The 25626-nt window shown below is 73.8% G+C and carries 22 protein-coding genes, 1 pseudogene and 1 riboswitch; of the genes and pseudogenes, 19 read left to right on the top strand and 4 right to left on the bottom strand.

What is annotated here, in order from left to right:
- The first annotated feature begins 51 nt into the window (after window positions 1-51).
- Complete coding sequence (locus AB0953_RS05740) at window positions 52-579, top strand: ATP-binding protein (protein WP_366858121.1); 528 nt, start codon at window positions 52-54, stop codon at window positions 577-579.
- A 26-nt stretch (window positions 580-605) separates the two neighbouring features.
- On the opposite strand, the gene idi is transcribed toward AB0953_RS05740, so the two are convergent.
- The 3 genes and pseudogenes from idi to AB0953_RS05725 form a co-directional block, all read right to left on the bottom strand.
- The gene (gene idi, locus AB0953_RS05735) at window positions 606-1205 is read right to left on the bottom strand and encodes an isopentenyl-diphosphate Delta-isomerase (protein WP_366858120.1); all 600 of its coding nucleotides are present in this window, start codon (window positions 1203-1205) and stop codon (window positions 606-608) included.
- Window positions 1206-1334: 129 nt separating this feature from the next.
- Window positions 1335-1837, bottom strand: a pseudogene (locus AB0953_RS05730) (N-acetyltransferase).
- A gap of 607 nt (window positions 1838-2444) precedes the next feature.
- Window positions 2445-2582, bottom strand: coding sequence for a hypothetical protein (locus tag AB0953_RS05725; RefSeq protein ID WP_366858119.1), 138 nt, complete (start codon window positions 2580-2582; stop codon window positions 2445-2447).
- Here AB0953_RS05725 and AB0953_RS05720 point away from each other — a divergent pair.
- The 15 genes from AB0953_RS05720 to AB0953_RS05650 all read left to right on the top strand — a co-directional run bounded on the left by AB0953_RS05720 (window position 2559) and on the right by AB0953_RS05650 (window position 19860).
- Window positions 2559-4178, top strand: coding sequence for a DUF5941 domain-containing protein (locus AB0953_RS05720; RefSeq protein WP_366858118.1), 1620 nt, complete (start codon window positions 2559-2561; stop codon window positions 4176-4178). The two genes, AB0953_RS05725 and AB0953_RS05720, sit on opposite strands and share 24 nt — an antisense overlap.
- Window positions 4175-4927 carry a phosphocholine cytidylyltransferase family protein gene (locus AB0953_RS05715; RefSeq protein ID WP_366858117.1) on the top strand — a complete coding sequence of 251 codons (753 nt, stop codon included), beginning with the start codon at window positions 4175-4177 and terminating at the stop codon, window positions 4925-4927. The genes AB0953_RS05720 and AB0953_RS05715 overlap by 4 nt, the downstream gene beginning before the upstream one ends.
- The gene (locus tag AB0953_RS05710) at window positions 4915-5976 is read left to right on the top strand and encodes an iron-containing alcohol dehydrogenase family protein (protein ID WP_366858116.1); all 1062 of its coding nucleotides are present in this window, start codon (window positions 4915-4917) and stop codon (window positions 5974-5976) included. Before AB0953_RS05715 ends, AB0953_RS05710 begins: the two co-directional genes overlap by 13 nt.
- Window positions 5954-6733: a CDP-alcohol phosphatidyltransferase family protein gene (locus AB0953_RS05705; RefSeq protein ID WP_366858115.1), complete on the top strand. Its 780-nt coding sequence runs from the start codon at window positions 5954-5956 to the stop codon at window positions 6731-6733. Before AB0953_RS05710 ends, AB0953_RS05705 begins: the two co-directional genes overlap by 23 nt.
- Complete coding sequence (locus AB0953_RS05700; protein ID WP_366858114.1) at window positions 6730-7623, top strand: glycosyltransferase; 894 nt, start codon at window positions 6730-6732, stop codon at window positions 7621-7623. Before AB0953_RS05705 ends, AB0953_RS05700 begins: the two co-directional genes overlap by 4 nt.
- Window positions 7624-7719: 96 nt before the next feature.
- The gene (locus tag AB0953_RS05695; protein ID WP_366858113.1) at window positions 7720-8655 is read left to right on the top strand and encodes an ABC transporter permease; all 936 of its coding nucleotides are present in this window, start codon (window positions 7720-7722) and stop codon (window positions 8653-8655) included.
- The gene (locus AB0953_RS05690; RefSeq protein ID WP_366858112.1) at window positions 8648-9433 is read left to right on the top strand and encodes an ABC transporter ATP-binding protein; all 786 of its coding nucleotides are present in this window, start codon (window positions 8648-8650) and stop codon (window positions 9431-9433) included. The genes AB0953_RS05695 and AB0953_RS05690 overlap by 8 nt, the downstream gene beginning before the upstream one ends.
- A 376-nt stretch (window positions 9434-9809) precedes the next feature.
- Complete coding sequence (gene hpnC / locus AB0953_RS05685) at window positions 9810-10721, top strand: squalene synthase HpnC (protein WP_366858187.1); 912 nt, start codon at window positions 9810-9812, stop codon at window positions 10719-10721.
- Window positions 10718-11677: a presqualene diphosphate synthase HpnD gene (gene hpnD, locus AB0953_RS05680; RefSeq protein ID WP_366858111.1), complete on the top strand. Its 960-nt coding sequence runs from the start codon at window positions 10718-10720 to the stop codon at window positions 11675-11677. The genes hpnC and hpnD overlap by 4 nt, the downstream gene beginning before the upstream one ends.
- A 166-nt stretch (window positions 11678-11843) precedes the next feature.
- Window positions 11844-13241 (top strand): hydroxysqualene dehydroxylase HpnE, encoded by a 1398-nt coding sequence (hpnE, locus tag AB0953_RS05675; protein WP_366858110.1) that lies wholly within the window; start codon window positions 11844-11846, stop codon window positions 13239-13241.
- A complete protein-coding gene (locus AB0953_RS05670) occupies window positions 13238-14389 on the top strand; it encodes a polyprenyl synthetase family protein (protein WP_366858109.1) in 1152 nt (383 codons plus the stop codon). The genes hpnE and AB0953_RS05670 overlap by 4 nt, the downstream gene beginning before the upstream one ends.
- A 125-nt stretch (window positions 14390-14514) precedes the next feature.
- Window positions 14515-16728, top strand: coding sequence for a squalene--hopene cyclase (shc, locus tag AB0953_RS05665; protein ID WP_366858108.1), 2214 nt, complete (start codon window positions 14515-14517; stop codon window positions 16726-16728).
- A complete protein-coding gene (locus AB0953_RS05660) occupies window positions 16728-17414 on the top strand; it encodes a 1-hydroxy-2-methyl-2-butenyl 4-diphosphate reductase (RefSeq protein ID WP_366858107.1) in 687 nt (228 codons plus the stop codon). The genes shc and AB0953_RS05660 overlap by 1 nt, the downstream gene beginning before the upstream one ends.
- A 5-nt stretch (window positions 17415-17419) precedes the next feature.
- Window positions 17420-18451, top strand: coding sequence for an adenosyl-hopene transferase HpnH (gene hpnH / locus AB0953_RS05655; protein WP_366858106.1), 1032 nt, complete (start codon window positions 17420-17422; stop codon window positions 18449-18451).
- Window positions 18448-19860: an aspartate aminotransferase family protein gene (locus AB0953_RS05650; protein ID WP_366858105.1), complete on the top strand. Its 1413-nt coding sequence runs from the start codon at window positions 18448-18450 to the stop codon at window positions 19858-19860. Before hpnH ends, AB0953_RS05650 begins: the two co-directional genes overlap by 4 nt.
- 86 nt (window positions 19861-19946) lie before the next feature.
- Here the strand turns inward: AB0953_RS05650 and AB0953_RS05645 are convergent, their stop codons facing one another.
- The gene (locus AB0953_RS05645) at window positions 19947-20765 is read right to left on the bottom strand and encodes a tyrosine-protein phosphatase (RefSeq protein WP_366858104.1); all 819 of its coding nucleotides are present in this window, start codon (window positions 20763-20765) and stop codon (window positions 19947-19949) included.
- Window positions 20766-21076: 311 nt separating this feature from the next.
- Window positions 21077-21262, top strand: a riboswitch (cyclic di-AMP (ydaO/yuaA leader).
- A gap of 4 nt (window positions 21263-21266) precedes the next feature.
- Here AB0953_RS05645 and AB0953_RS05640 point away from each other — a divergent pair.
- From AB0953_RS05640 to AB0953_RS05630, 3 genes are all read left to right on the top strand, one after another.
- On the top strand, window positions 21267-22268 hold the full coding sequence (locus AB0953_RS05640) for a LysM peptidoglycan-binding domain-containing M23 family metallopeptidase (RefSeq protein ID WP_366858103.1): 1002 nt from the start codon (window positions 21267-21269) through the stop codon (window positions 22266-22268).
- Between the two features lie 176 nt (window positions 22269-22444).
- Window positions 22445-23233, top strand: a complete 789-nt coding sequence (locus AB0953_RS05635) for an SGNH/GDSL hydrolase family protein (RefSeq protein WP_366858186.1) — start codon at window positions 22445-22447, stop codon at window positions 23231-23233.
- Between the two features lie 187 nt (window positions 23234-23420).
- Entirely contained in the window at window positions 23421-24623 is a 1203-nt protein-coding gene (locus AB0953_RS05630) for an MBL fold metallo-hydrolase (RefSeq protein WP_366858102.1), read from the top strand.
- Window positions 24624-25626 lie beyond the last annotated feature (1003 nt).

The following is a 25626-nucleotide window of genomic DNA, read 5'->3' as shown; positions in this document are numbered from 1 at the left end:
CCCCACTCTGGACGCGTGGAGACGATCGAGTGCGAAGGACGGGGCGGGAAGATGGATCTCAGCGGGAGCGTCCCGCAGGCCAAGGCGGGTGAGCCGGAGGCGCCGGCCGGCCCGCTCGCGTACGAGGGCGTGTGGCGGTTCACCGTGCCCGCTCTAGAAGAATCCGTTCCGCAGGCGCGGCGGGCGGTGCGCGACCTGCTGGGCCGCCAGGGAGTCCCGGCCGACCCCGACCTCGTGTACGCGCTCCTGCTGATCGTCTCCGAGCTGGTGACGAACTCGGTCCGGCACGCGGCCCTGCTTTCGCCGGAGGTCGCGGTCGAGGTGGCGATCGGCCGGGCCTGGGTGCGGGTGGCGGTCGAGGACAACCACCCGTACCGGCCCAAGGCGCTGGAGGCGGACTTCGGCCAGACCGGCGGCCGCGGGCTGCTCCTGGTGCGCGAGACCACGCGCGAGGCCGGCGGCGTGTGCGACGTCGAGCACACCTCGACCGGCGGCAAGGTCATCTGGGCGGCGCTCCCGCTCGCCGAACCGGTCGCCCCGGCCCGGGACCGGGCGCCGGTCCAGGCGCCGCCGCGCTGACGCGGCGGTGCGCCTGCCGGTCCTTCCTACCAGCCCGCCGCTTCGCCCGTCAGCTCGCGGATCGCGGGCCGCGCCGCGTCCAGCACGGTCATGAACCACGCCGAGAACGGCGCCTCGGCATGCCGCTTGGCGAGCTCGTCGGCGGTGACGAACGCGGTCTCCGCGACTTCCTCCGGATCGGGCCGCAGCGCCGCCTGCGCGAGTCCCACGAAAAGGTGGTTGTACTCCTGCTCCACCAGACCCGATGCGGGGTCCGGGTGGTTGTAGCGCACGGTCCCCGCCTCCGCGAGAAGCGACGGCGACAGGCCGAGCTCCTCGTGGGTGCGCCGGGCCGCCGCCGCGAAGGGCGACTCGCCGGGGTAGGGGTGGCCACAACACGTGTTCGACCAGACGCCGGGGGAGTGGTACTTCCCGAGGGCCCGCTGCTGGAGCAGCAGGCGGCCCTGCTCGTCGAAGAGGAACACGGAGAATGCCCGGTGCAGCAGGCCGGGCGCCTGATGGGCGGAGAGCTTCTCCGCCGTGCCGATCGTGTTCCCGGACTCGTCGACCAGTTCGAGCATGATCTGTTCCTGAGTACCGGTGCCGTGGGGCGCGCTGTTCGCGGCGGTGGCTGGTGTGGTCGGCATACCCATCCTTCGAATCGGACTCCGGCCTTCAGTCTGCCGTACAAGAGAGGCTTGTCCCCACTTCGGAGATCCGCGCATGTCTGCCCCCCGACGCGTGGTAGGCGGCGAGGGGCAGACCGGGCCTGCGCCTCAGACCCCGAAGGGGGCCGGGTAGGCGATCGCCCCCTGCGGGAGGGGCACGGAAGCGTCGAGCACCAGCGCCATCAGCGCCTCGTCCGGAACCTCGAACGGCGCCCGGATCCCGAAGCGCGAGGCCGGCACGAACCCGAAGCGCGGGTAGGAGGCGGGGTGGCCGAGGACCAGCACGAGGGCCTCGCCCCGCTCCCGGGCCGCCGCGAGCAGCGCCCGTACGACGGCGCTGCCCGCGCCCGAGCGCTGGAGCGCCGGATCCACGGCCACCGGGGCGAGCGCGAGCGCCGGCGCCCCGCCGACGCGGCAGCGGGTGAGCAGGGCGTGCGCCGCGACCTTGCCGTGCGGGCCCTCGGCCACTACGACAGGCCCGGCAGCCAGGCGCCGTCCGCGCGCAGCGCGTCCACGAGATCCGCCTCCAGTGGGGTGTCGAAGGCCGCGAGGTTGACGGCCCGGACGGCGGCCGTGTCGGCGGGGTCCGGCGCCGCCGCGGCCTCGGCCAGGTGCGCGGCGAGCGGGCCGTGGTACTCGGCGGAGGCGGCGCGGCAGAAGAAAGGAGAGGGAGGAGAAGGGGAAGAGGAAGGAGTGGAACCGGATTGGTCGGTCAAGGCGGTCCCTGGGGAAGGGGGCCCGGCCGGCGGACCGGATCGCGGTGATCAGGCCCGGCCGGAGGCCCGGAGGAAGGAGGGGACGTACCGGAGCCCGCTGCGCACGGCAGCGACCACTGCGACGGTCATCGACCCACCTCCTCGCTTCCTCGTTGCGCGGCGCCCTGGGCCCGGGTGTTCCTGCGCCCTCTGCGCCGGCGCCGCCTTCGGCGCTCCCCGAGCCCGGCGTGACCTCGGCCACCCTAGCACCGGGGGGTTTGTCGGACCCCGGCGCGATCACCGATGATGATCGCGCCGAACCGGGGCCGTACCGCCCGCCGTCCGCCGAGGCCGCTCGACAATCGGCCGATCGCGGGGCAAACGGGTGGTGAACCCCCGCTTCCATTCATCCGATAGCCTCTGCCGACGTGCCGCCGCCCCGGCGCGGCCGCCCGCCCGCGTTCGCTGCAAGGAGTGAGTTCGTCTGTCGACCGCCATCCTCACCGGCCTGCCGGTCCCCGGATCACCGCTCACCGACGAGCTGCGCTCCCTCGGCTTCGACGTCCGCACCGCAGCCGGCCCCGAAGAGACCGCCGCTGCGCTGGCCGGAGTACCCGCCGACCAGCGGGTGGCCGTCGTGGACAGCGCGTTCGTCGGGCACCTCCACGCCCTGCGGCTCGCGCTGACCGACCCGCGCTTCGACGCCTGCGCCGTGACCGGCGCCTTCGCCGTCCAGCCGGGCGCCCGCGCGGCCCTGGACCGGGCCGCCGCGGCCCCGGCCGACGGCAGCGGCCCGTACGCGGACCGGCTGGCCGCCGCCGTCGAGGCGGCCGGGACCGCCGTGCAGCGTCCCGAGCTGGGCAGCCTCGTCGCCGCCGTCCCCGCCGACGGGGCCGAGCGCGAGGCGGCCGCCGCCGCGGTCGCCGCCGTGGACGAGGAGGCCGTGCGGCTGCGCTCCGCCGTGAAGTCCCGCGACGGGTTCTTCACCACCTTCTTCATCAGCCCGTACTCGCGCTACATCGCCCGCTGGTGCGCCCGCCGCGGCCTGACCCCGAACCAGGTCACCACCGCCTCGCTGCTCACCGCCCTCGTGGCGGCCGGCTGCGCCGCCACCGGCGAGCGCTGGGGCTACGTCACCGCAGGCGTGCTCCTGCTGGTCTCCTTCGTCCTGGACTGCACCGACGGGCAGCTCGCCCGCTACTCCCTGCAGTACTCCACGATGGGCGCCTGGCTGGACGCCACCTTCGACCGGGCGAAGGAGTACTCCTTCTACGCGGGCCTCGCGCTCGGCGCGGCACGGGGCGGCGACGACGTCTGGGCGCTCGCGCTCGGCTCAATGATCCTCATGACCTGCCGGCACGTCGTGGACTTCTCCTTCAACGAGGCCAACCACGACGCGACCGCCAACACCAGCCCGACCGCCGCCCTGTCCGACAAGCTCGACAGCGTCGGCTGGACGGTCTGGGCCCGGCGGATGATCATCCTGCCGATCGGTGAGCGCTGGGCGATGATCGCGGTGCTCACCGCGGCCACCAGCCCCCGGATCGTCTTCTACGCCCTGCTCGTCGGCTGCGCCTTCGGCGCGCTCTACACCACCGCCGGCCGGGTGCTGCGCTCGCTGACCCGCAAGGCGAAGCGGACCGACCGGGCCGCGCAGGCCCTGGCCGACCTCGCCGACTCGGGCCCGCTGGCAGCGATCGGCACGGCGCTGGCCAAGGGGCGGCCCGTCGCCCCGCTGACGATGGCCCTCGCGGGCTCCGTCCTGGTCGTCGGAACGGCCGCAGTGAGGCCGTTCGGCACCGCCTCGCTGATCGGGTCCGCGGTGTTCTATGTCATAGCCGCCGGGGCGGCCGTCTCCCGCCCGCTCAAGGGGGCGCTGGACTGGCTCCTCCCGCCGCTGTTCCGCTGCGCCGAGTACGTCACCGTGCTGGTCCTCGCCGCCAAGGCCGACGTCCCCGGGGCCCTTCCCGCCGCATTCGGACTGGTCGCGGCGGTCGCCTACCATCACTACGACACGGTCTACCGCATCCGCGGTGGCTCCGGCGCGCCCCCGCGGTGGCTGGTGTGGACGATCGGCGGCCACGACGGCCGCGTCCTGCTGACCGTGGTCCTGGCCGCGGTCCTCGCCCGGGACGCGTTCCCCGTCGCGCTCACGGCCCTCGCCGTGTTCGTGGCACTCGTGGTGCTCGTGGAGAGCATCCGCTTCTGGGTCTCCTCCGGGGCACCCGCCGTACATGACGAAGGAGAACCAGCATGATCGGCCTTGTCCTCGCTGCCGGTGCCGGACGCCGCCTGCGTCCCTACACCGACACCCTGCCCAAGGCCCTCGTGCCCGTCGGCCCCGAAGGCGACGAGGAGAGCCTCACGGTCCTCGACCTGACCCTCGGCAACTTCGCCGCGGTGGGCCTGACCGAGGTCGCGATCGTCGTCGGCTACCGCAAGGAGGCCGTGTACGCGCGCCAGGCCGCGCTGGAGGCCAAGTACGGCCTGAAGATCACGCTGATCGACAACGACAAGGCCGAGGAGTGGAACAACGCCTACTCCCTGTGGTGCGCCCGTGAGGTCCTGGGGCAGGGTGTGATCCTCGCCAACGGCGACACCGTCCACCCGGTCTCCGTCGAGCAGACCCTGCTCGCCGCCCGCGGCAACGGCCAGAAGATCATCCTCGCCCTGGACACGGTGAAGAGCCTGGCCGACGAGGAGATGAAGGTCGTGGTCGACGGCGCCAAGGGCGTGCAGAAGATCACCAAGCTCATGGAGCCGTCCGAAGCCACCGGCGAGTACATCGGCGTCACCCTCATCGAGCCCGAGGCGGCCGAGGCCCTCGCCGAGGCCCTGAAGACCACGTTCGAGCGGGACCCGGACCTGTACTACGAGGACGGCTACCAGCAGCTCGTCAACGACGGCTTCGTGATCGACGTGGCCCCCATCGGCGACGTCAGGTGGGTCGAGATCGACAACCACGACGACCTCGCCAAGGGCCGGACGATCGCATGCCAGTACTGACGAGGCTCATCCCCTCCCCGGTCGTCGTCGACATCAGCCGCGGCGCCATGGACGACCTGGCCGGCCTCCTGGCCGACCAGCGGATCTCGGCCTCCGGCAAGCTCGCGATCGCGATCAGCGGCGGCTCCGGCCAGGTGCTGCGCACCAAGCTGGAGCCCGTCCTGCCGCACGCCGACTGGTACCCGGTCGTCGACGGCACCATCGACTCCGCGGTCAAGCTCGCCGACGACATAAAGGGCCGCCGCTACGACGCCGTCGTGGGCCTGGGCGGCGGCAAGATCATCGACGTGGCGAAGTACGCCGCGGCGCGGGTCGGCCTGCCCATGGTGTCCGTGGCCACCAACCTCTCCCACGACGGCATCTGCTCGCCCGTCGCGACCCTCGACAACGACAACGGCCGCGGCTCCTACGGCGTGCCCACGCCCATCGCGATGGTCATCGACCTCGACGTGATCAAGGAGGCGCCGGTCCGGTTCGTCCGCGCCGGCATCGGCGACGCGCTGTCGAACATCTCCTCCATCGCCGACTGGGAGCTCTCGCACGAGATCAACGGCGAGGCCGTCGACGGACTCGCCGCCGCCATGGCCCGTACCGCCGGCGAGTCCGTGCTGCGCCACCCCGGGGGCTGCGGCGACGACGAGTTCCTCACCGTGCTGTCGGAGTCCCTGGTCCTCACCGGCATCGCCATGTCGATCAGCGGGGACACCCGCCCCGCCTCCGGCGCCTGCCACGAGATCAGCCACGCCTTCGACCTGCTCTACCCCGGGCGCTCCGCGCTCCACGGCGAGCAGGTCGGCCTCGGCGCCGCCTTCGCCATGCACCTGCGCGGGGCCCGCGAGCAGGCCGGGCTCTTCACCGAGGTGCTGCGCCGCCACGGCCTGCCGGTGCTGCCCGCCGAGATCGGCTTCAGCACGGACGAGTTCGTCGCGGCCGTCGAGTACGCCCCCCAGACCCGCCCGGGACGCTTCACGATCCTGGAGCACCTCAATCTGTCCGCAGCCGAGATCAGGGACGCTTACGCCGACTATGCCAAGACCATCCGTAGCTGAACTCCGGCCCGTCGTTCACCCGGCGGGCGTCAAGGACCGGCGCAGCGGCGAGCACTGGGGCGGCCGCCTGTACATGCGCGAGATCTCCCTGCGCATCACCCGCTACCTGGTCACCACCAAGGTCACGCCGAACCAGCTGACCTACGTGATGACCCTCGCCGGTGTCCTGGCCGCCCCGGCCCTGCTGGTGCCCGGCATCTGGGGCGCCGTCCTGGGCGTGGTGGCGGTCCAGCTCTACCTGCTGCTCGACTGCGTCGACGGCGAGGTGGCCCGCTGGAAGAAGCAGTTCTCGCTGTCCGGCGTCTACCTGGACCGCGTCGGCGCCTACCTGTGCGACGCGGCGGTCCTCACCGGCTTCGGCCTGCGCGCCGCCGACCTGTGGGGCGGCGGCCGGATCGACTGGCTGTGGGCCTTCCTCGGCACCCTCGCCGCGCTCGGCGCCATCCTGATCAAGGCCGAGACCGACCTGGTCGGCGTCGCCCGCCACCAGGGCGGCCTGCCGCCCGTCAAGGAGGCCGCCGCCGAGCCGCGCTCCTCCGGCATGGCGCTCGCCCGCCGGGCCGCCGCCGCGCTCAAGTTCCACCGGCTGATCCTCGGCATAGAGGCCTCGCTGCTGATCCTCGTGCTGGCGGTCGCGGACCAGGTCCGCGGCGACCTGTTCTTCTCCCGGCTCGGCGTCGCCGTCCTCGCCGGCATCGCGCTGCTGCAGACGGTGCTGCACCTGGTGTCCGTCCTCGTCTCGAGCAGGCTGCGGTGACCGCCCCGCTGCGCGTCGGCGCGGTCGTCATCACCATGGGAAACCGCCCCGACGAGCTGAAGGCGCTGCTCGACTCGGTGGCCCGCCAGGACGGCGCCCCGGTCGAGACCGTCGTCGTGGGCCAGGGCGTCAAGGTCTCCGAGCTGATGGACCTGCCGGCCGGTGTGCGCACCGTGGACCTCCCGCAGAACCTCGGCATCCCCGGCGGCCGCAACGTCGGCATCGAGGCCTTCGGCCCCGGCGGCAGCGACGTGGACGTGCTGCTCTTCCTCGACGACGACGGCCTGCTGGAGCGCACCGACACCGCCGAGCTGTGCCGGCAGGCCTTCACGGAGGACCCCGCGCTGGGGATCATCAGCTTCCGGATCGCCGACCCGGAGACCGGGCGGACCCAGCGCCGGCACGTGCCGCGGCTGCGTGCCTCGGACCCGATGCGCTCCTCCCGGGTGACCACCTTCCTCGGCGGCGCCAACGCCGTGCGCACCCGCGTGTTCGAGCAGGTCGGGGCGCTTCCCGCGGAGTTCTTCTACGCGCACGAGGAGACCGACCTCGCCTGGCGCGCCCTCGACGCAGGGTGGCTGATCGACTACCGGGCGGACATGGTGCTGCTGCACCCGACGACCGCCCCCTCCCGGCACGCCGTCTACCACCGTATGGTGGCCCGTAACCGGGTGTGGCTCGCCCGCCGGAACCTGCCCGCCCCGCTGGTCCCGGTCTACGTGGGCGTCTGGCTGCTGCTGACGCTGCTGCGCAGACCCTCGGGACCGGCGCTCAAGGCCTGGTTCGGTGGCTTCAAGGAGGGATGGACCACCCCCTGCGGTCCCCGGCGCCCCATGAGGTGGCGCACGGTCTGGCGGCTGACCCGGCTGGGCCGACCGCCTGTCATCTGACCCGCGGGCATCTGAGAACATGGCCGATCACGGGCCGTGCGCCCCCCGCCCGACGCCCGATGCCAGCCGCATCTTGAAGACGGAAAGTTTCAACTTGTGAGTGACACAACCCAGGATGGCGCCCTCGCCACGAGCAAGCCGCCGTCCGACGACGCGGGGCTGACCCCGGCCGAGCTCGCCAGGAAGTACGGCCTGTTCGTCAGCGGTGCCCGGCCGACCCTGGCCGAGTACGTGCGCCAGCTCTGGGACCGGCGCCACTTCATCATGGCGTTCTCCCGGGCCAAGCTGGTCGCCCAGTACAGCGAGGCCAAGCTCGGCCAGATCTGGCAGGTGGCGACGCCGCTGCTCAACGCGCTGGTGTACTACCTGATCTTCGGCCTGATCATGAATGCGGGCCGGGGCATGGAGAAGGGCGTCTACATCCCCTTCCTGGTGACGGGCATCTTCGTCTTCACCTTCACCCAGAGCTCGCTCATGGCCGGCGTCCGGGCCATCCCCGGCAACCTCGGCCTGGTCCGCGCCCTGCACTTCCCGCGCGCCTCCCTGCCGATCTCCTTCTCGATGCAGCAGCTCCAGCAGCTGCTGTACTCGATGATCGTCGTGCTGATCGTCACCGTGGCCTTCGGGAACTACCCGAAGCTGTCCTGGCTGCTGGTCATCCCGACGCTGGCGCTGCAGTTCGTCTTCAACACCGGCCTCGCGCTGATCTTCGGGCGGATGGGTTCGAAGACCCCCGACCTCGCGCAGCTGATGCCGTTCATCACGCGTACGTGGATGTACGCCTCGGGCGTCATGTTCTCGATCAGCGGCGCGCTCAAGGACCGGCACGTGCCCGCGTGGGTCACCGACGTGCTCCAGTGGAACCCGGCGGCGATCTACATGGACCTGGTCCGCTACGCGCTCATCGACGACTACGGCCGGCACAACCTGCCGCCGCACGTCTGGGCCTTCGCCGTCGGCTGGGCCGTCGTGATCGGCTTCGGCGGATTCGTGTACTTCTGGAAGGCTGAGGAGCGTTACGGCCGTGGCTGAGAACAACCGGGGCCGCGTCCCCACCGTCATCGCCGACGGCGTGCACATCGTCTACCGCGTCAACACCGGCAGCTCCGGCAAGGGCAGCGCCACGGCGGCGCTGAGCAAGATAATCCGCCGGAAGAAGGGCGTCGACGCGCCGGGCGTGCGCAGGGTCCACGCCGTGCGCGGCGTCTCCTTCACCGCCTACCGCGGCGAGGCCATCGGCCTCATCGGCTCCAACGGCTCGGGCAAGTCCACCCTGCTGCGCGCCATCGCCGGCCTGCTGCCCTGCGAGGAGGGCAAGGTCTACACCGACGGCCAGCCCTCCCTGCTGGGCGTCAACGCGGCCCTGATGAACGACCTGACCGGCGAGCGCAACGTCGTGCTCGGCGGCCTCGCCATGGGCATGAGCCGCGAGCAGATCCGCGAGCGGTACCAGGACATCGTCGACTTCTCCGGCATCAACGAGAAGGGCGACTTCATCTCCCTGCCGATGCGCACGTACTCCTCCGGCATGGCGGCGCGCCTGCGCTTCTCCATCGCGGCGGCGAAGGACCACGACGTCCTGATGATCGACGAGGCGCTGGCCACCGGTGACCGCAAGTTCCAGGTGCGCTCCGAGGAGCGGATCCGCGAGCTGCGCGAGCAGGCCGGCACCGTGTTCCTCGTGAGCCACAACAACAAGTCCATCCGCGACACCTGCAGCCGCGTGCTGTGGCTGGAGAAGGGTGAGCTGCTGATGGACGGGCCGACCGAGGAAGTCGTCTCGGCCTACGAGAAGGCGACCAGCCACTGAGCCGATCGTCCGGCAGGCCCCCGTCGCCCCGTGCGGCGGGGGCCTGCGCGTGCCCCCGCGGACAAGGGGGGCGGATTTCGGTCGGCATCCGGCCGACATTCGGTGGCGCAGTGAATACCCGAGCGGCTCCCGCGGCGTTGTACAGCGTAAGCTGGGGCGGTCCTGAATCGCGGCAAGAGGGGACGATTCCCCGCAGGTGAACGGCCTGGGGCCACCCGGGGGAAAGTCCGGCGGCGTGTCCGAAATGGGATGTATTGGGTCGGCAGTGTAGAACGGGAGATGTGACGGCAATGGCTACGGGAATTCTCCGGCCCCCAGGCATGAAGGCCGTCACCGCGGGCGGCGGCCGGTGACGCCGACCCACCGCGACCGCCCCCTGCCGCACCCGGCCCCCGACGCCCACGCGCGCGCGACGCTCGGCAAGGCCCGCACGGAGAACTTCCCCGTCGCCCCCTCCTTCCTCCCGCGCGCCTGGCGCGAGGGCCTCATGGCGGTCTACGGGTACGCCCGCCTCGTCGACGACATCGGCGACGGCGACCTCGCCCCCGGCGGCCGCGACGCGGTCCTCCTCGGCCTCGACCCCGCCGCCGCCGAGGACCGCCTCGCGCTCCTCGACGCCTTCGAGGCGGACCTGCGGCGCGTCTTCGGCGGCATCGACGGCCCGCCGCGCCACCCGCTGCTGCTGGCCCTGCAGCCCGTCGTCCGCGACCACGCGCTGACCCCCGAGCCGTTCCTCGCGCTCATCGAGGCCAACCGGCAGGACCAGCGCACCACGCGCTACGCGACCTACGCGGAGCTGGCGGCGTACTGCGAGCTCTCCGCCAACCCGGTGGGCCGCCTCGTGCTCGCCCTCACCGGCACCGCCACCCCCGAGCGGATCCGCCGTTCCGACGCCGTCTGCACCGCCCTGCAGATCGTCGAGCACGTCCAGGACGTCGCCGAGGACCTCGGCCGGAACCGGATCTACCTCCCCGCCGAGGACATGCGCCGCTTCCACGTCGCCGAGGCCGACCTCAAGGCCGCGACCGCCGGCGCCTCCGTCCGCGCCCTCGTCGCGTACGAGGCCGGGCGCGCCCGGGAACTGCTCGACGAGGGGCTCCCGCTCGTCGGCAGCGTGCACGGCCGGCTCCGGCTGCTGCTCGCGGGCTTCGTGGGCGGCGGGCGCGCCGCCCTGCGCGCCGTCGCCGCCGCCGGGTTCGACGTCCTCCCCGGCCCGCCGGGGCCCACCAAGACCGGCCTGCTCCGCGAGGTGGCCGCCGTCCTGCGCACCGCGCCGAGAAAGGGGTGAGCCCGACCGTGGAGGCTTCCGCTCACACGACCGCGTCCGCGCCGGTCCTCGCGGCCTACAGCTACTGCGAGGCCGTCACCGGGACGCAGGCGCGCAACTTCGCGTACGGCATCCGGCTGCTGCCCACCGACAAGCGGCAGGCCATGTCGGCGCTGTACGCCTTCTCCCGGCGCGTCGACGACATCGGCGACGGCACGCTCGCACCCGAGGCCAAGCTCGCCCGCCTGGAGGAGACCCGGACCCTGCTCGGCCGGATCCGGGCCGAGGAGATCGAGGAGGACGACACCGACCCCGTCGCCGTCGCCCTCGCGCACGCCGCGCGCCGTTTCCCGATCCCGCTCGGCGGGCTCGACGAGCTCATCGACGGCGTCCTGATGGACGTCCGCGGCGAGAGCTACGAGACCTGGGAGGAGCTGCAGGCGTACTGCCGCTGCGTGGCCGGAGCCATCGGGCGGCTCTCCCTCGGCGTCTTCGGCACCGCGCCCGGCGCGGCCGGCGCCGAGCGGGCGGGCGAGTACGCCGACACCCTCGGCCTCGCCCTGCAGCTCACCAACATCCTGCGCGACGTCCGCGAGGACGCCGGCAACGGCCGCACCTACCTGCCCGCCGAGGACCTGCGGAAGTTCGGCTGCCCCGAGGAGTTCCCGGCCGACGGCCGGATGCCCGCCGGCGCCGACTTCGCCGGGCTCGTCCACCACGAAGTGCGCCGCGCCCGGGCCCTGTTCGCCGAGGGCTACCGGCTGCTGCCCATGCTGGACCGGCGCAGCGGCGCCTGCGTCGCGGCCATGGCGGGCATCTACCGGCGCCTGCTGGACCGCATCGAGCGCGAGCCGGAGGCCGTGCTCCGCGGCCGCGTCTCGCTGCCCCCGCACGAGAAGGCCTACGTCGCCGTGCGCGGCCTGTCCGGCCTGGACGCCCGCACCGTCTCCCGCCACACCACCCGAAGGCGGCCCTGATGCCCCTCACCCCCACCGCGCCGCCCCCGCCCCGGCCCGCGGCCGCCCCGCCGTACCCGGCCCGCCGCCGGGTTGCCGCCGTGGCGGTGCCCGGCCGGGGCGGGGCCTCCCGCCCCGCGTCCGCGCTGCCGCACGGGGCAGGGCGCCGGACCACCGGGGAGGGTGCATGAGCGGCGACGGAGTCGGCGCCGGCGAGCGGCGGGCCGTCGTCGTCGGCGGCGGGCTCGCCGGGGTGACGGCCGCCCTGGAGCTGGCCGACGCGGGGATGCGGGTCACCCTCCTGGAAGGCCGCCCGCGCCTCGGCGGCCTCGCGTTCTCCTTCAAGCGCGGCGATCTGACGGTCGACAACGGCCAGCACGTCTACCTGCGCTGCTGCACCGCCTACCGGTGGTTCCTGGACCGCATCGACGGCGCCGCCCTCGCCCCGGTGCAGGACCGCCTCGACGTACCCGTCCTCGACGTCGCCCACCCCCGCGGCCCGCGGCTGGGCCGGCTGCGCCGCAGCGCCCTGCCCGTGCCCCTGCACCTGGCCGCCTCCCTCGCCCGCTACCCGCACCTGAGCCCGGCCGAGCGCGCCGGCGTCGGCCGCGCCGCCCTCGCCCTGCGCCGCCTGGACCCGGCCGACCCGGCCCTCGACGGCCTGGACTTCGCGACCTGGCTCGGCCGCTACGGCCAGAGCCGGCGCGCCGTCGAGGCCCTGTGGGACCTCGTCGGCATCGCCACCCTCAACGCCACCGCCGAGCACTCCTCGCTGGGTTTGGCCGCCATGGTCTTCAAGACCGGCCTGCTCTCCGAGAACGGCGCCGCCGACATCGGCTGGGCCCGCGTCCCGCTCGGCGAGCTCCACGACACCCTCGCCCGCAAGGCCCTCGACGCCGCCGGCGTACGCACCGAGCTGCGCACCCGCGTCACGTCCCTCTCCCGGACCGGGGACGGCGCCGCCTGGCAGATCGCCACCGAACGCGAACGCCTCGACGCGGACGCCGTCGTCCTCGCCGTCCCGCAGCGCGAGGCCCACGCCCTGCTCCCGCCCGGCGCCCTCGCCGACCCGGACAAGCTCCTCGACATCGGCACCGCGCCGATCCTCAACGTCCACGTCGTCTACGACCGCAAGGTGCTCCGGCAGCCCTTCTTCGCCGCGCTCGGAACCCCCGTCCAGTGGGTGTTCGACCGTACGGAGTCCTCCGGCCTGCCCGACGGCGGCCAGTACCTGGCGCTGTCGCAGTCGGCCGCCCAGAACGACATCGACGAGCCGGTGTCCGTGCTGCGCGAGAAGTACCTGCCCGAACTGGAACGGCTGCTGCCCGCCGCACGCGGCGCGAAGGTCAGGGACTTCTTCGTCACCCGGGAGCGGACCGCCACGTTCGCCCCCACCCCCGGCGTCGGCCGGCTGCGCCCCGGGGCGCGGACCGACACGCCGGGCCTCTATCTCGCCGGTGCGTGGACCGCCACCGGTTGGCCCGCGACCATGGAGAGTGCCGTCCGGAGCGGACTGAGCGCAGCACACGCCGCGCTCGCCGCACTCGGCCGCCACCGCGCCCACCCCCTGCAGGAGGCGGCATGACGATCATCAGCACCACCGGCGCAGCAGCACGTACAGGAAACAGAGGAGAGCCAGTGAACCCGGGGAATCCGGCCGTCGAGAACACGGAAGCCGGTAAGGGAGCGGCGGGGACGGGGACGGCGGAGACGCTCGCCCTCCTGGAGCGCGGCCGCACGCTGTCGACTCCCGTGCTCCGCGAGGCGGTGGCCCGCCTCGCGGCGCCCATGGACACCGTCGCCGCCTACCACTTCGGCTGGATCGACGCCCGGGGCAACCCGACGGACGCCGACAGCGGCAAGGCCGTCCGCCCCGCCCTCGCCCTGCTGTCCGCGGAGGCCGCGGGCGCCCCGGCCGAGGTCGGCATCCCCGGCGCCGTCGCCGTCGAGCTCGTCCACAACTTCTCCCTGCTGCACGACGACCTGATGGACGGCGACGAGCAGCGCCGCCACCGCGACACGGTCTGGAAGGTCCACGGACCGGCGCAGGCCATCCTGGTCGGCGACGCGCTGTTCGCCCTGGCCAACGAACTGCTCCTGGAACTCGGCACCGTCGAGGCCGGCCGCGCCACCCGCCGCCTGACCACCGCCACCCGCAAGCTGATCGACGGTCAGGCCCAGGACATCTCCTACGAGCACCGCGAGCGCGTCAGCGTCGAGGAGTGCCTGGAGATGGAGGGCAACAAGACCGGCGCCCTGCTCGCCTGCGCGATCTCCATCGGCGCGGTCCTCGGCGGCGCGGACGACCGCACCGCCGACAAGCTGGAGGAGTACGGCTACCACCTGGGCCTCGCCTTCCAGGCCGTCGACGACCTGCTCGGCATCTGGGGCGACCCGGAGTCCACCGGCAAGCAGACCTGGAGCGACCTGCGCCAGCGCAAGAAGTCCCTGCCGGTCGTCGCCGCGCTCGCCGCGGGCGGACCCGCCGCGGAGGAACTCGGCGAGCTCCTCGCCGCCGACGCCAAGAGCAACGACTTCGAGAACTTCTCCGAGGAGGAGTTCGCGGCCCGCGCCGCTCTGATCGAGGCGGCCGGCGGGCGCGCGTGGACCGCCGAGGAGGCGCGCCGCCAGCACGCGATCGCCATCGCCGCCCTCGACGACGTCGACATGCCGCAGAAGGTGCGCGAACAGCTCGTGGCCCTGGCCGACTTCGTCGTCGTCCGCAAGAAGTGACCACCACCCTCGTCACCCGGGTACGGATATGACGCGCGAGTCGCCGGCCGGCGCCCTCAGCTAGCGGCGCCGGCCGACGGCAGACCCCAGCACAGCAGAGCACCACTGCCACGTAAGGGGAAGCCATGACAGCGACGACCGACGGCGCCGGTTCCCGAGGCGCCGATCCGGATGACACCACCGCCGGGCCGCAGACCGCCGCGCCGCCCCGAGGCGCCGCGGCCCTCCGGCCCGGCCCCGTCCCGCCCGAGGGCCGGACGGTGCGCGGCCCGGCCCGGCAGGCCGCGGCACGCAAGGCCCCGTCCCCGCAGGCCACGGCACCGCCCGTGAGCGGGCTCGCCTCCGTGACCGGGCTCGCGTCCGGGGGCCCCGCCCGGGACCTCGCCGCCGTGCGGGCCGGCGCCGGGCCCGCCACCGCCCAGCCGGGGGCGTACGAGGCCGTGGCGCGGGCGACCCGCCACCTGCTGGAGCGCCAGGACGCCGCCGGGTGGTGGAAGGGCGACCTGGAGACCAATGTCACCATGGATGCCGAGGACCTCCTGCTGCGCCAGTTCCTCGGCATCCGCGACGAGGCCACCACCCGCGCCGCCGCCCGGCACATCCGCGGCGAGCAGCGCGAGGACGGCACCTGGGCCACCTTCCACGGCGGCCCGCCCGAACTCTCCGCCACCGTCGAGGCGTACGTCGCCCTGCGCCTGGCCGGCGACGCCCCCGAGGCCCCGCACATGGCCCGCGCCTCCGCCTGGATCCGGGCGCACGGCGGCATCGCCGCCGCCCGCGTCTTCACCCGGATCTGGCTGGCCCTCTTCGGCTGGTGGAGCTGGGACCACCTGCCCGAACTCCCGCCCGAGCTGGTCTTCCTGCCGCCCTGGGTGCCGCTGAACATCTACGACTTCGGCTGCTGGGCCCGCCAGACCATCGTCCCCCTCACCGTCGTCTCCGCGCACCGCCCCGTCCGCCCGGCCCCCTTCGCCCTGGACGAGCTGCACACCGACGCCCGCCGGCCCCGCCCCGCCGCCCGGCCGGCGCCACCGGGCACCTGGGACGGCCTCTTCCAGCGGATGGACAAGGCCCTGCACCTCTACCGGCGCATCGCCCCGCGCCGGCTGCGCAGGGCGGCGATGGCGACCGCCGCCCGCTGGATCATCGAGCGGCAGGAGAACGACGGCTGCTGGGGCGGGATCCAGCCGCCCGCGGTCTACTCGGTCATCGCCCTGCACCTGCTCGGCTACGACCTCGGCCACCCGGTCATGCGGGCCGGACTGGAATCCCTCGACCGCTTCGCCGTCTGGCGCGAGGAACCGCCCGGGCCCGACGGCACGCCCGGCGGCCCCGTCCGCATGGTCGAGGCCTGCCAGTCGCCGGTCTGGGACACCTGCCTCGCCGCGATCGCCCTCGTGGACGCGGGTCTGCCGCCCGACCACCCGGCCCTGGTCAGGGCCGCCGACTGGATGCTCGGCGAGGAGATCACCCGCACCGGCGACTGGGCCGTGCGCAGGCCCGGACTCGCCCCGGGCGGCTGGGCGTTCGAGTTCCACAACGACACCTACCCCGACATCGACGACACCGCCGAGGTGGTCCTCGCCCTGCGCCGCATCCGCCACCCGGACCCCGCCCGGCTGGAGGGAGCCGTCGCCCGCGCCGTGTCCTGGACGCTCGGCATGCAGTCGCGGGACGGCGGCTGGGCCGCCTTCGACGCCGACAACACCAGCCCCCTGCCGAACCGGCTGCCGTTCTGCGACTTCGGCGAGGTCATCGACCCGCCGTCGGCCGACGTCACCGCCCACGTGGTGGAGATGCTCGCCGTCGAGGGCCGGGCCGCCGACCCCAGGACCCGCCGCGGCATCGCCTGGCTGCTCGCCCACCAGGAGCCCGACGGCAGCTGGTTCGGCCGCTGGGGCACCAACTACGTCTACGGGACCGGGTCGGTGCTCCCGGCGCTCGCCGCCGCCGGCATCCCCCCGGCGCATCCGGCGGTCCGCCGGGCCGTGCGCTGGCTGGAGTCCGTACAGAACGAGGACGGGGGCTGGGGCGAGGACCAGCGCTCCTACCGGGACCCCGCCTGGGCGGGCAAGGGCGCCTCCACCGCCTCCCAGACCGCCTGGGCGCTGATGGCCCTGCTCTCGGCGGGGGAGCGGGACGGCAGGGCCGTCCGGCGCGGCATCGCCTACCTGGTGGCGACGCAGGCCCCGGACGGCTCCTGGGACGAGCCGTACTTCACCGGCACCGGCTTCCCGTGGGACTTCTCCATCAACTACCACCTGTACCGGCAGGTGTTCCCGCTCACCGCCCTGGGCCGCTACCTGTACGGGGAACCCTTCGCGCCCGGGGCGTCCTGATGGCCGCCGCCCGGGCCGACCGGCCCCGGCCCGATCCGCGGTCCGGCCCCGGGCCCGTACCGCTGCTGGTCGCCTGCGCGCTGCGCATCGAGCGGGCGGCCCTGCGCAGCGGCGGGCGCGGCGCCCCCGAGCGGCACGTCCTGCTGCGCACGGGCATGGGCCCGCGCGCAGCCGAGCGGGCCGTGGGCCGGGCGCTGGCCGAGCCGGCCCTGCGCGGGGCCGCCGTCCTGGCCACCGGGTTCTGCGCCGGGCTGGTCCCGGGCATGCACCCCGGCGACCTCGTCGTCGCCGAGGAGACCCGCGACCCGCGCGGCACCGTCGCCTGCGCGGGGACGGCCCTGCTCGCCGAGGCGCTGGCCCGGGCCGCCCCGGGCCGCACCGTGCACACCGGCGCCCTGACCGGATCCGACCACGTCGTCCGCGGCCAGGAGCGCGCGCAGCTGCGGGCCGGCGGCGCCATCGCGGTCGACATGGAGTCCGCGGCCACCCTGTGGGCCGCCACCCGGGCCGGGCCGCCCGGGCCGCACCGCCCGGTTGCGGCCGTCCGGGTGGTCGTCGACGCTCCGGAGCACGAGCTCGTCCGTATCGGCACGGTCCGCGGTGGAATATCGGCCTTCCGCGTACTGCGTGCCGTGATGCCCGCTTTTCATGACTGGCACCGTTCTTTGCTGCTCCCCAGGAGGTGAGCCAGATGGCCATGCCGCTGCGACAGTCCATCAGGGTCGGGACCTATCTGCTCGAACAAAAGCTCCGCAAGCGGGAGAAGTTCCCGCTGATCGTCGAGCTCGAGCCGCTCTACGCCTGCAACCTGGCCTGCGAGGGCTGCGGGAAGATCCAGCACCCGGCCGGCGTGCTCAAGCAGCGCATGCCGGTGGCCCAGGCGGTCGGCGCCGTCCTGGAATCCGGCGCGCCCATGGTGTCCATCGCGGGCGGCGAGCCGCTGATGCACCCGCAGATCGACGAGATCGTCCGGCAGTTGGTGGCCCGGCGCAAGTACGTCTTCCTCTGCACCAACGCCCTGCTGCTCCGCAAGAAGATCGAGAAGTTCACCCCCTCGCCCTACTTCGCGTTCGCCGTGCACATCGACGGACTGCGCGAGCGGCACGACGAGTCGGTCGCCAAGGAAGGCGTCTTCGACGAGGCGGTCGCGGCCATCAAGGAGGCCAAGCGGCGCGGGTTCCGGGTGACCACCAACTCCACCTTCTTCAATACCGACACCCCGCAGACCGTCATCGAGGTGCTCAACTACCTCAACGACGACCTCAAGGTCGACGAAATGATGATCTCGCCCGCCTACGCCTACGAAAAGGCACCCGACCAGGAGCACTTCCTCGGCGTCGAACAGACCAGGGACCTCTTCCGGAAGGCCTTCGCGGGCGGGAACCGGCGCCGCTGGAGGCTCAACCACTCCCCGCTCTTCCTGGATTTCCTCGAGGGCAAGGCCGATTTCCCGTGCACCGCCTGGGCCATTCCGAATTACTCGCTCTTCGGCTGGCAGCGCCCCTGCTATCTGATGAGCGACGGATACGTGCCCACGTACCGCGAGCTCATCGAGGAGACCGACTGGAACGCCTACGGCCGCGGGAAGGACCCGCGCTGCGCGAACTGCATGGCGCACTGCGGCTACGAGCCCACCGCCGTCCTCGCCACCATGGGATCGCTGAAGGAGTCCCTGCGCGCGGCGCGGGAGACCATCGGCGGCAGCAGGGACGCCTCGTCGTGAGCGCCCCCGCCAGCCCGCCGCAGGGCCGCCCGGAGTTCGACCTGAAGTCCCTGCTGGCCGAGCGCGGGGCGGAGCGCTACGAGCTCCACGCCCGCCACCTCAACCCCCAGCTGCCCCGGATGCTGCACACCATCGGCTTCGACAAGGTCTACGAGCGGGCCGAGGGCGCCCACTTCTGGGACGCCGACGGCAACGACTACCTGGACATGCTGGCCGGGTTCGGGGTGATGGGCCTGGGTCGCCACCATCCCGTCGTCCGCCGCGCCCTGCACGACGTCCTCGACGCCGATCTCGCCGACCTGACCCGCTTCGACTGCCCGCCGCTGCCCGGGCTGCTGGCCGAGAGGCTGCTCGCGCACAGCCCCCACCTGGAGCGGGTCTTCTTCGGCAACAGCGGCACCGAGGCCGTGGAGACCGCCCTGAAGTTCGCCCGGTACGCCACCGGGCGGCCCAGGATCCTCTACTGCGACCACGCCTTCCACGGGCTGACCACCGGGTCCCTCTCGGTCAACGGGGAGAGCGGGTTCCGCGACGGCTTCGCCCCGCTCCTGCCCGACACCCGGATCCCGCTCGGCGACCTGGGCGCGCTGGAGCGCGAGCTGCGGCGCGGGGACGTCGCCGCGTTCGTCGTCGAGCCGATCCAGGGCAAGGGCGTGCACGCGGCCCCGCCCGGGTTCCTCGCGGCGGCGCAGGAGTGCCTGCGCCGGCACAAGGCGCTGCTGATCGCCGACGAGGTCCAGACCGGCCTGGGGCGGACCGGCGATTTCTATGCGTACCAGCACGAGCCGGGCGTGGAGCCGGACCTGGTGTGCGTGGCCAAGGCCCTGTCGGGGGGCTACGTCCCCGTCGGCGCGACCCTGGGCCGGGAGTGGATCTTCCGGAAGGTCTACTCGTCCATGGACCGGGTGCTGGTGCACTCCGCCAGCTTCGGCTCCAACGCGCAGGCCATGGCGGCCGGGCTCGCGGTGCTCTCCGTCATGGAGGACGAGGGGATCGTCGCCCGCGCCCGAACCATGGGCGACCTGCTGCGCGGGCGCCTCGCGGCGCTCGTGGACGAGTACGAGCTGCTGCACGAGGTGCGCGGGCGCGGCCTGATGGTCGGCATCGAGTTCGGCCGGCCCGCCTCGCTGCGGCTGCGCAGCCGGTGGACGATGCTCCAGGCGGCCCGCAAGGGCCTGTTCGCGCAGATGGTCGTGGTGCCCCTGCTGCAGAAGCACCGGATCCTGACCCAGGTCTCGGGGGACCACCTGGAGGTGATCAAACTGATTCCGCCGCTGGTCGTGGACGAGTCCGACATCGACCGGTTCGTCGTGGCGTTCCGCGCGGTCATGGACGAGGCCCACGGCGGCGGGGGACTCATGTGGGACTTCGGCAGGACCCTGGTGAAGCAGGCCGTCGGCGGCGGCTGACGGCCCGCGGCCGGGTCGGGCGGTCGGGTCGCCGCGGCCCGGCGGCTCACCTCCACGGTGTGGGCGACGGCCTCGGCGGGGCGGCGCTAGTGGAGGAGCTGCTCGCGCAGGCGGGCGCGGGTTGCGGGGGCGAGGCGCAGGCCCTCGGCCAGGTAGCGCTCGGCCCCGCCCCAGCGCTCGTCGATGGCGTCGAAGGCCGCGTCGAGGTAGGCGGTGCGGGCGTCGAAGAGCGGCGCGAGCAGCTCCATCACCTCCGGGGAGCGGGCCTCGGGCGCACCGCTGCTGCGGCGCACCCGGTAGCGGCGGTGGGGGGCGTTCGACTCCAGGTAGTCCGCGGTGATGGCCTCGCGCTCCACCCCGAGGGCGAGCAGGGTGACGGCGATCGACAGGCCCGCCCGGTCCTTCCCGGCCGCGCAGTGCATGAGCGCCGGGACGCTGTCGTCGGCGAGGGCGTGCAGGACCCGGCTGTGCTCGGCGGTGCGCTCCAGCACCATCGCGCGGTACGCCTTCGTCATCCGGGCGGCGGCCTTCCCGTCGCCGAGGATCCCGCGGAGCTGTTCGACGTCGCCGTCGCGGACGATCGTCCAGAAGTCCTTGCCGGCGGCCGGGTCGGACAGCGGGATGTTGACGTTGCGCACGCCCGGCAGCTCGACGTCGGGGCCCTCCAGGGCCTGGTCCACCTCGTTGCGGAAGTCGAAGACGGTGTGGAGCCCGAGGGAGGCGAGGAATTCTGCATCGGTTTCGGTGGCATGTGCGAGATGTCCGCTTCGGAAGAGTCGTCCCGGCCTGACCCGTCGTCCGTCGGTGGTCGGCAGCCCTCCCACGTCGCGGAAGTTGCGCACTCCGGACAGTTCGGGCTCCGGTATCCGGTGCGCCGACGGGGGCGGGGGTATCTGCTGGGTCACGGGAGCTCCTCCGACAGGGTCGTGGTGTCCGAATTGCACTGCTTGGGCCCAACTTGCCGTTCGCGGTGGCCAGATCGGGCGCAACGGGCGTGAGCCAGATCATACGGTGACCGTGAGTGCCTGATCGCCGATTCCGAATGGCCCGGCCGTAAAGGCCGTTGGCTCCGGGGAATGGACGGAGGGTGACCGGGAATTCTGCCGGCCGCCCCTTTCTGTGAATCCGTCAGGAATTCACGGCTTGTTCCGCGAGGCCGAACTCGATTACCTTCGCGATCGATCCGGATGGACCGCCTGATCCTGCCGCCGTCCGGAAAACCGACCCGACCATTCATGCGCGGCAGGAGCGGGGGAACCAGGTAGGCCGCTGCTCTCTTTTGGATCTCCTCCATACGGAGCAGCTCGGGGTGAAGCCGTACACGCGCCGCTCGCGTCCGTGTCCGGCCGGACATCTCCAGTCCGAACCCGACAGCTCACCTCGCAGGCGACGGAGAGGAATGCGCCATGCCGGCACAGGGCAAGCACCGCCGTCCCAAGTCCCCCTCGACAGCCCGGCGTCTCGCCTTCGCCGGCACCGGTGGCGCCGCCCTCGCCCTGCCGCTGATCGGCGCCGCCGGCGCCCACGCGGCCGCGCCGGCCGCTGCGCCCGCCACCGCCCCGCAGGTCCCGTTGCCGGTGTCGCTGCGGACCGCCCAGCCGGCCGCTGCCGCGCAGGGCGCCGACCGGGCCGCCCCGTCCGTCTACACGGTCGTGCCGGGCGACTGCCTCTCCACCATCGCCGCCGACCGCCACCTGCCCGGCGGCTGGGAGCGGCTGTACGCCGACAACCGCGAGGCCGTCGGCACCGACCCGTCGCTGATCCACCCCGGCTTGAAGCTGACCCTCGGTGCGAAGGCCGACGCCGCTGCGACCGACGCCGCTGCGACCGACGCCGCTGCGACCGACGCCGCCGCGGCCGACGCCCCGGCCGCGGCCCCGGCCCGGAAGCCCGCCGCCGCGCAAGCGGCCGCGCCGAAGGAGAAGGCCCCGGCGCCCGCCGCCGACCGGGACGCCCCGGCGGCCGCGCCCGCCGGGAAGGCCCCGCAGGCCGCCGCCCCCGCCGCCGCCTTCGTCGCCCCCGTCGGCGGCGGTATCTCCACCCCGTACAAGACCCCCGGCGCCATGTGGTCCAGCGGCTACCACACCGGCGTCGACTTCATCGCGAGCTCCGGCACCACCGTCAAGGCGGTCGGTGCGGGCACCGTCGTCTCCGCCGGCTGGGGCGGCGCGTACGGCAACGAGGTCGTCATCCGGCACGCCGACGGCAAGTACTCCCAGTACGGCCACCTCTCCCAGCTGTCCGTCTCCGTCGGCCAGAGCGTCACCGCGGGCCAGCAGATCGGCCTCTCCGGCTCCACCGGCAACTCCACCGGACCGCACCTGCACTTCGAGGTCCGCACGGGCCCCGCGTACGGCTCGGACATCGACCCGCTGGCCTACCTCCGCTCGAAGGGCGTCAGCATCTGACCGCCGCTGTGGAGGCGTGAGACCCGCGTGGGGCCGGGACCCGAGGGGGGCCCCGGCCTCACGCGCTGTTATTCCGCACCTGCCCGGTGGTATAGATCACGGTCCGTCAACCCCTTCCTACGGTGGCGTAGGTCACGATCCGGGGTGGAGGATATGGTCCCGTGGCAGCGACGACGATGACAGAGACGACGAAGAAGTACGACAGGACCATCGGCTCGTACGCGGCGATCGGGGACAGCTTCACCGAGGGCGTGGGGGACCCGGGACCCGGGGGGAACTTCGTCGGCTGGGCGGACCGCCTGGCCGTACTCCTGGCCGACCAGCGCCCGGAAGGCGAGTTCCGGTACGCGAACCTCGCCGTGCGGGGGCGCCTCCTCGACCAGATCGTGGCCGAACAGGTCCCGCGGGCCAAGGAGCTCGCGCCGGACCTGGTGACCTTCTGCGCAGGCGGCAACGACATCATCCGGCCCGGCAGCGACCCGGACGCCGTGGCGGAGCGGTTCGAGGCGGCCGTCGCCGACCTCGCCGGCTCCGTCGGCCAGGTCATGATCACCACTGGCTTCGACACCCGCGGCGTGCCCGTCCTCAAGCACCTGCGGGGCAAGGTGGCGACGTACAGCGCGCACGTGCGCGCCATCGCCGACCGGTACGACTGCCCGGTCCTCGACCTCTGGTCGCTGAAGTCCGTCCAGGACCGGCGGGCTTGGGACGACGACCGGCTCCACCTGTCGCCCGAGGGCCACACCCGGGTCGCCCTGCGCGCCGCCCAGGTGCTCGGGCTCCGGGTGCCGGCCGACCCCGACCAGCCGTGGCCGCCGCAGCAGCCCCGCGGCTCGGTGGACGTGACCCGCGGCAACATCCAGTGGGCCCGCGAGCACCTGGTGCCGTGGATCGGGCGCCGGCTGCGCGGGGAGTCCTCCGGGGACCACGTCGAGGCGAAGCGGCCCGACCTGCTCCCGCTGTAGCCCTCCGGCCCCCTCACGCGGCGGCCGGCTCCTGCCTCCGCAGGCCTTGTACGGGCCGTCGTGGAGCCGTGGGCAGTGGAGCGGACCGTACGATGCGGAATCCTTCGGGGCCGCGAGGCGTTGGGATGGTGGCGGGCCGGGCGAGATCCCGGCCTGCTCCCGTCCACCCCACCTCCCAGGAGGCGCCTTGACCGGCTCCCTTCCCCTGCGTCCCCGGCTGCGCGCCCTGCGCCCCGAAGCCTTCGGGGCGGATCCGTCCGGCGCACGGCTGGAACGCATCCGGCGCTCGCCGAACTTCGCCGACGGCGTGTTCCAGAACCCGGTGGGGGCCCGGACCAGGCCTTCCGGCTCCATGCTGGAGTTCGCGAAGACCTACTTCCGCAAGGAGCAGCGGATCCGGCGCAGCCCCGCCGCGTCCGTCCCCGTCTACCCCACGACGCTCGCCGAGCTCGCGAAGCCGCCGGTGAGCGGGCTGCGCCTGACCTGGATGGGGCACTCCAGCGTCCTCGCCGAGATCGACGGGCGCCGGGTGCTGTTCGACCCCGTGTGGGGCGAGCGCTGCTCCCCCTTCCCCTTCGCCGGGCCCCGGCGGCTGCACCCCGTACCCGTGCCGCTGGCCTCGCTCGGGCCGGTCGACGCGGTCGTGATCTCGCACGACCACTACGACCACCTCGACCTGCCCACCGTCAAGCAGCTCGCCGGCACGGACACCGTCTTCGCCGTCCCCCTCGGCGTCGGCGCGCACCTGGAGCACTGGGGCGTGTCCGCCGACCGGCTGCGCGAGCTCGACTGGAACGAGACCACCGAGATCGCCGGGCTCTCCCTGACCGCCACCCCCGCACGACACTTCTGCGGCCGCGGCCTGCGCAACCAGCAGCACACCCTGTGGGCCTCGTGGGTCGTCGCCGGCGACGAGCACCGGATCTTCCACAGCGGCGACACCGGCTACTTCCCCGGCTTCCGGGAGATCGGCGCCGCCCACGGCCCCTTCGACGCCACGATGATCCAGATCGGCGCGTACTCGGAGTACTGGCCCGACATCCACATGACCCCCGAGGAGGGCATGCGCGCCCACCTCGACCTCCAGGGCGGGATCCCGCACGGCACGATGCTGCCGATCCACTGGGGCACCTTCAACCTGGCCCCGCACCCGTGGGAGGAGCCGGGGGAGGGGACCCTGGCCGCGGCGCAGGACCTGGGGGCCGCCGTCGCGCTGCCCATCCCGGGCCAGCCCTTCGAGCCCGGCGCCGCCGACGCCCCGGCCGAGCCGTGGTGGCGGCCCTTCGCCGCCTCCGCCGCGGCTGCGGCAGCGCCTCCGCCGGTGCCGTCGGCGGCCGCCGAGCCGCAACCGCCCGCCGCCCGGGAGGAACCGGAGACCGTCGGCTCGTAACCGCGCCCCCGGCCGGCAGCCGACCCGACCCCGTGCCCGCCACGCCCTACCGGCGGACGCCGCCGACCCGCCCGCTCCGCCGCCCGCCGACCCGCCCGCTCCGCCGGCCGCCCGGGCCCGCCGCCCGTCCGGTCCGCCGGCCGTCCGGGGTCCGGCTTCCGTTCGGTCCGGTCCCCGGCCGGTCCGGTCCCCGTCCGGTCCGGCGCATGCCCGGTCTGGCGCCCGTCCGGGGGTCCGGCTCGTTCGGTCCCGCTCCCGTCCGGGGTCCGGCGCCCGTTCGGGGTCCGGCGCCCGTTCGGTTCGGCGGCGGGCTGGCCCTGCGGCGGGTCGGCCCTGCGGGGCTTTTCCCTTACCCGCCCTTCGCCCGTTCCCCGGGCTCCGCCCGGACCCGACCACCCCGCACCCCGCACCGCGTGGTTGCGACCCGGCAACTCCGGCCGCGCCCGAGGCCCGGGGACGCGATGACACCGCCGCCACACGTCCCGTGCACCGAGCAGGTCCGTACGGGCGCTGCGGCCCGGCAACTCCGGCCCCGCCGGCATTCGAGGCCCGGCGGCCGGGCCCGTACGGTGCGCTGTGACCCGGCATTCCGAGCGCCGCCGGCGTGCGAGGCGCGAGGTGGTAACCCCGAAACGGTGCCGCGCTTGGCGGCGGGCCGTGCACCGAGCCGGTTCGCACGGGCGCTGCGGCCCGGCAACTCCGGCCCTGCCGGCAGCGAGGCGCGGCGCACCGCCGCGCCCGTCAGCGGGCCGCTCCCTGAGCCAGGCCCGTACGGTGCGCTGTGACCCGGCATTTACCAGCCCCGCCGGGGTTCGAGACGCGGGGTGGTACCCCGAAACGGTGCCGCACTTGCCAGTGGGCCGGGCGCCGTGCCGGGCTCGTCGGCTTGGGCCCGTACTGGGCGCTGTGGCCCGGCGTTGCCAGCCCCGCCGGTGTCGCTCGTACTGGGCGGTGTGGGGCGGCCAATTCAGCCTCGCCGGCGTTTGAGGCGCGGGGGTGTGGG

The organism is Streptomyces sp. NPDC046866, assembly GCF_040704625.1.
Lineage (GTDB): Bacteria > Actinomycetota > Actinomycetes > Streptomycetales > Streptomycetaceae > Streptomyces.
Note: the sequence above shows the minus strand (reverse complement) of the source record. Positions and strands in the feature narration are given on the sequence as shown.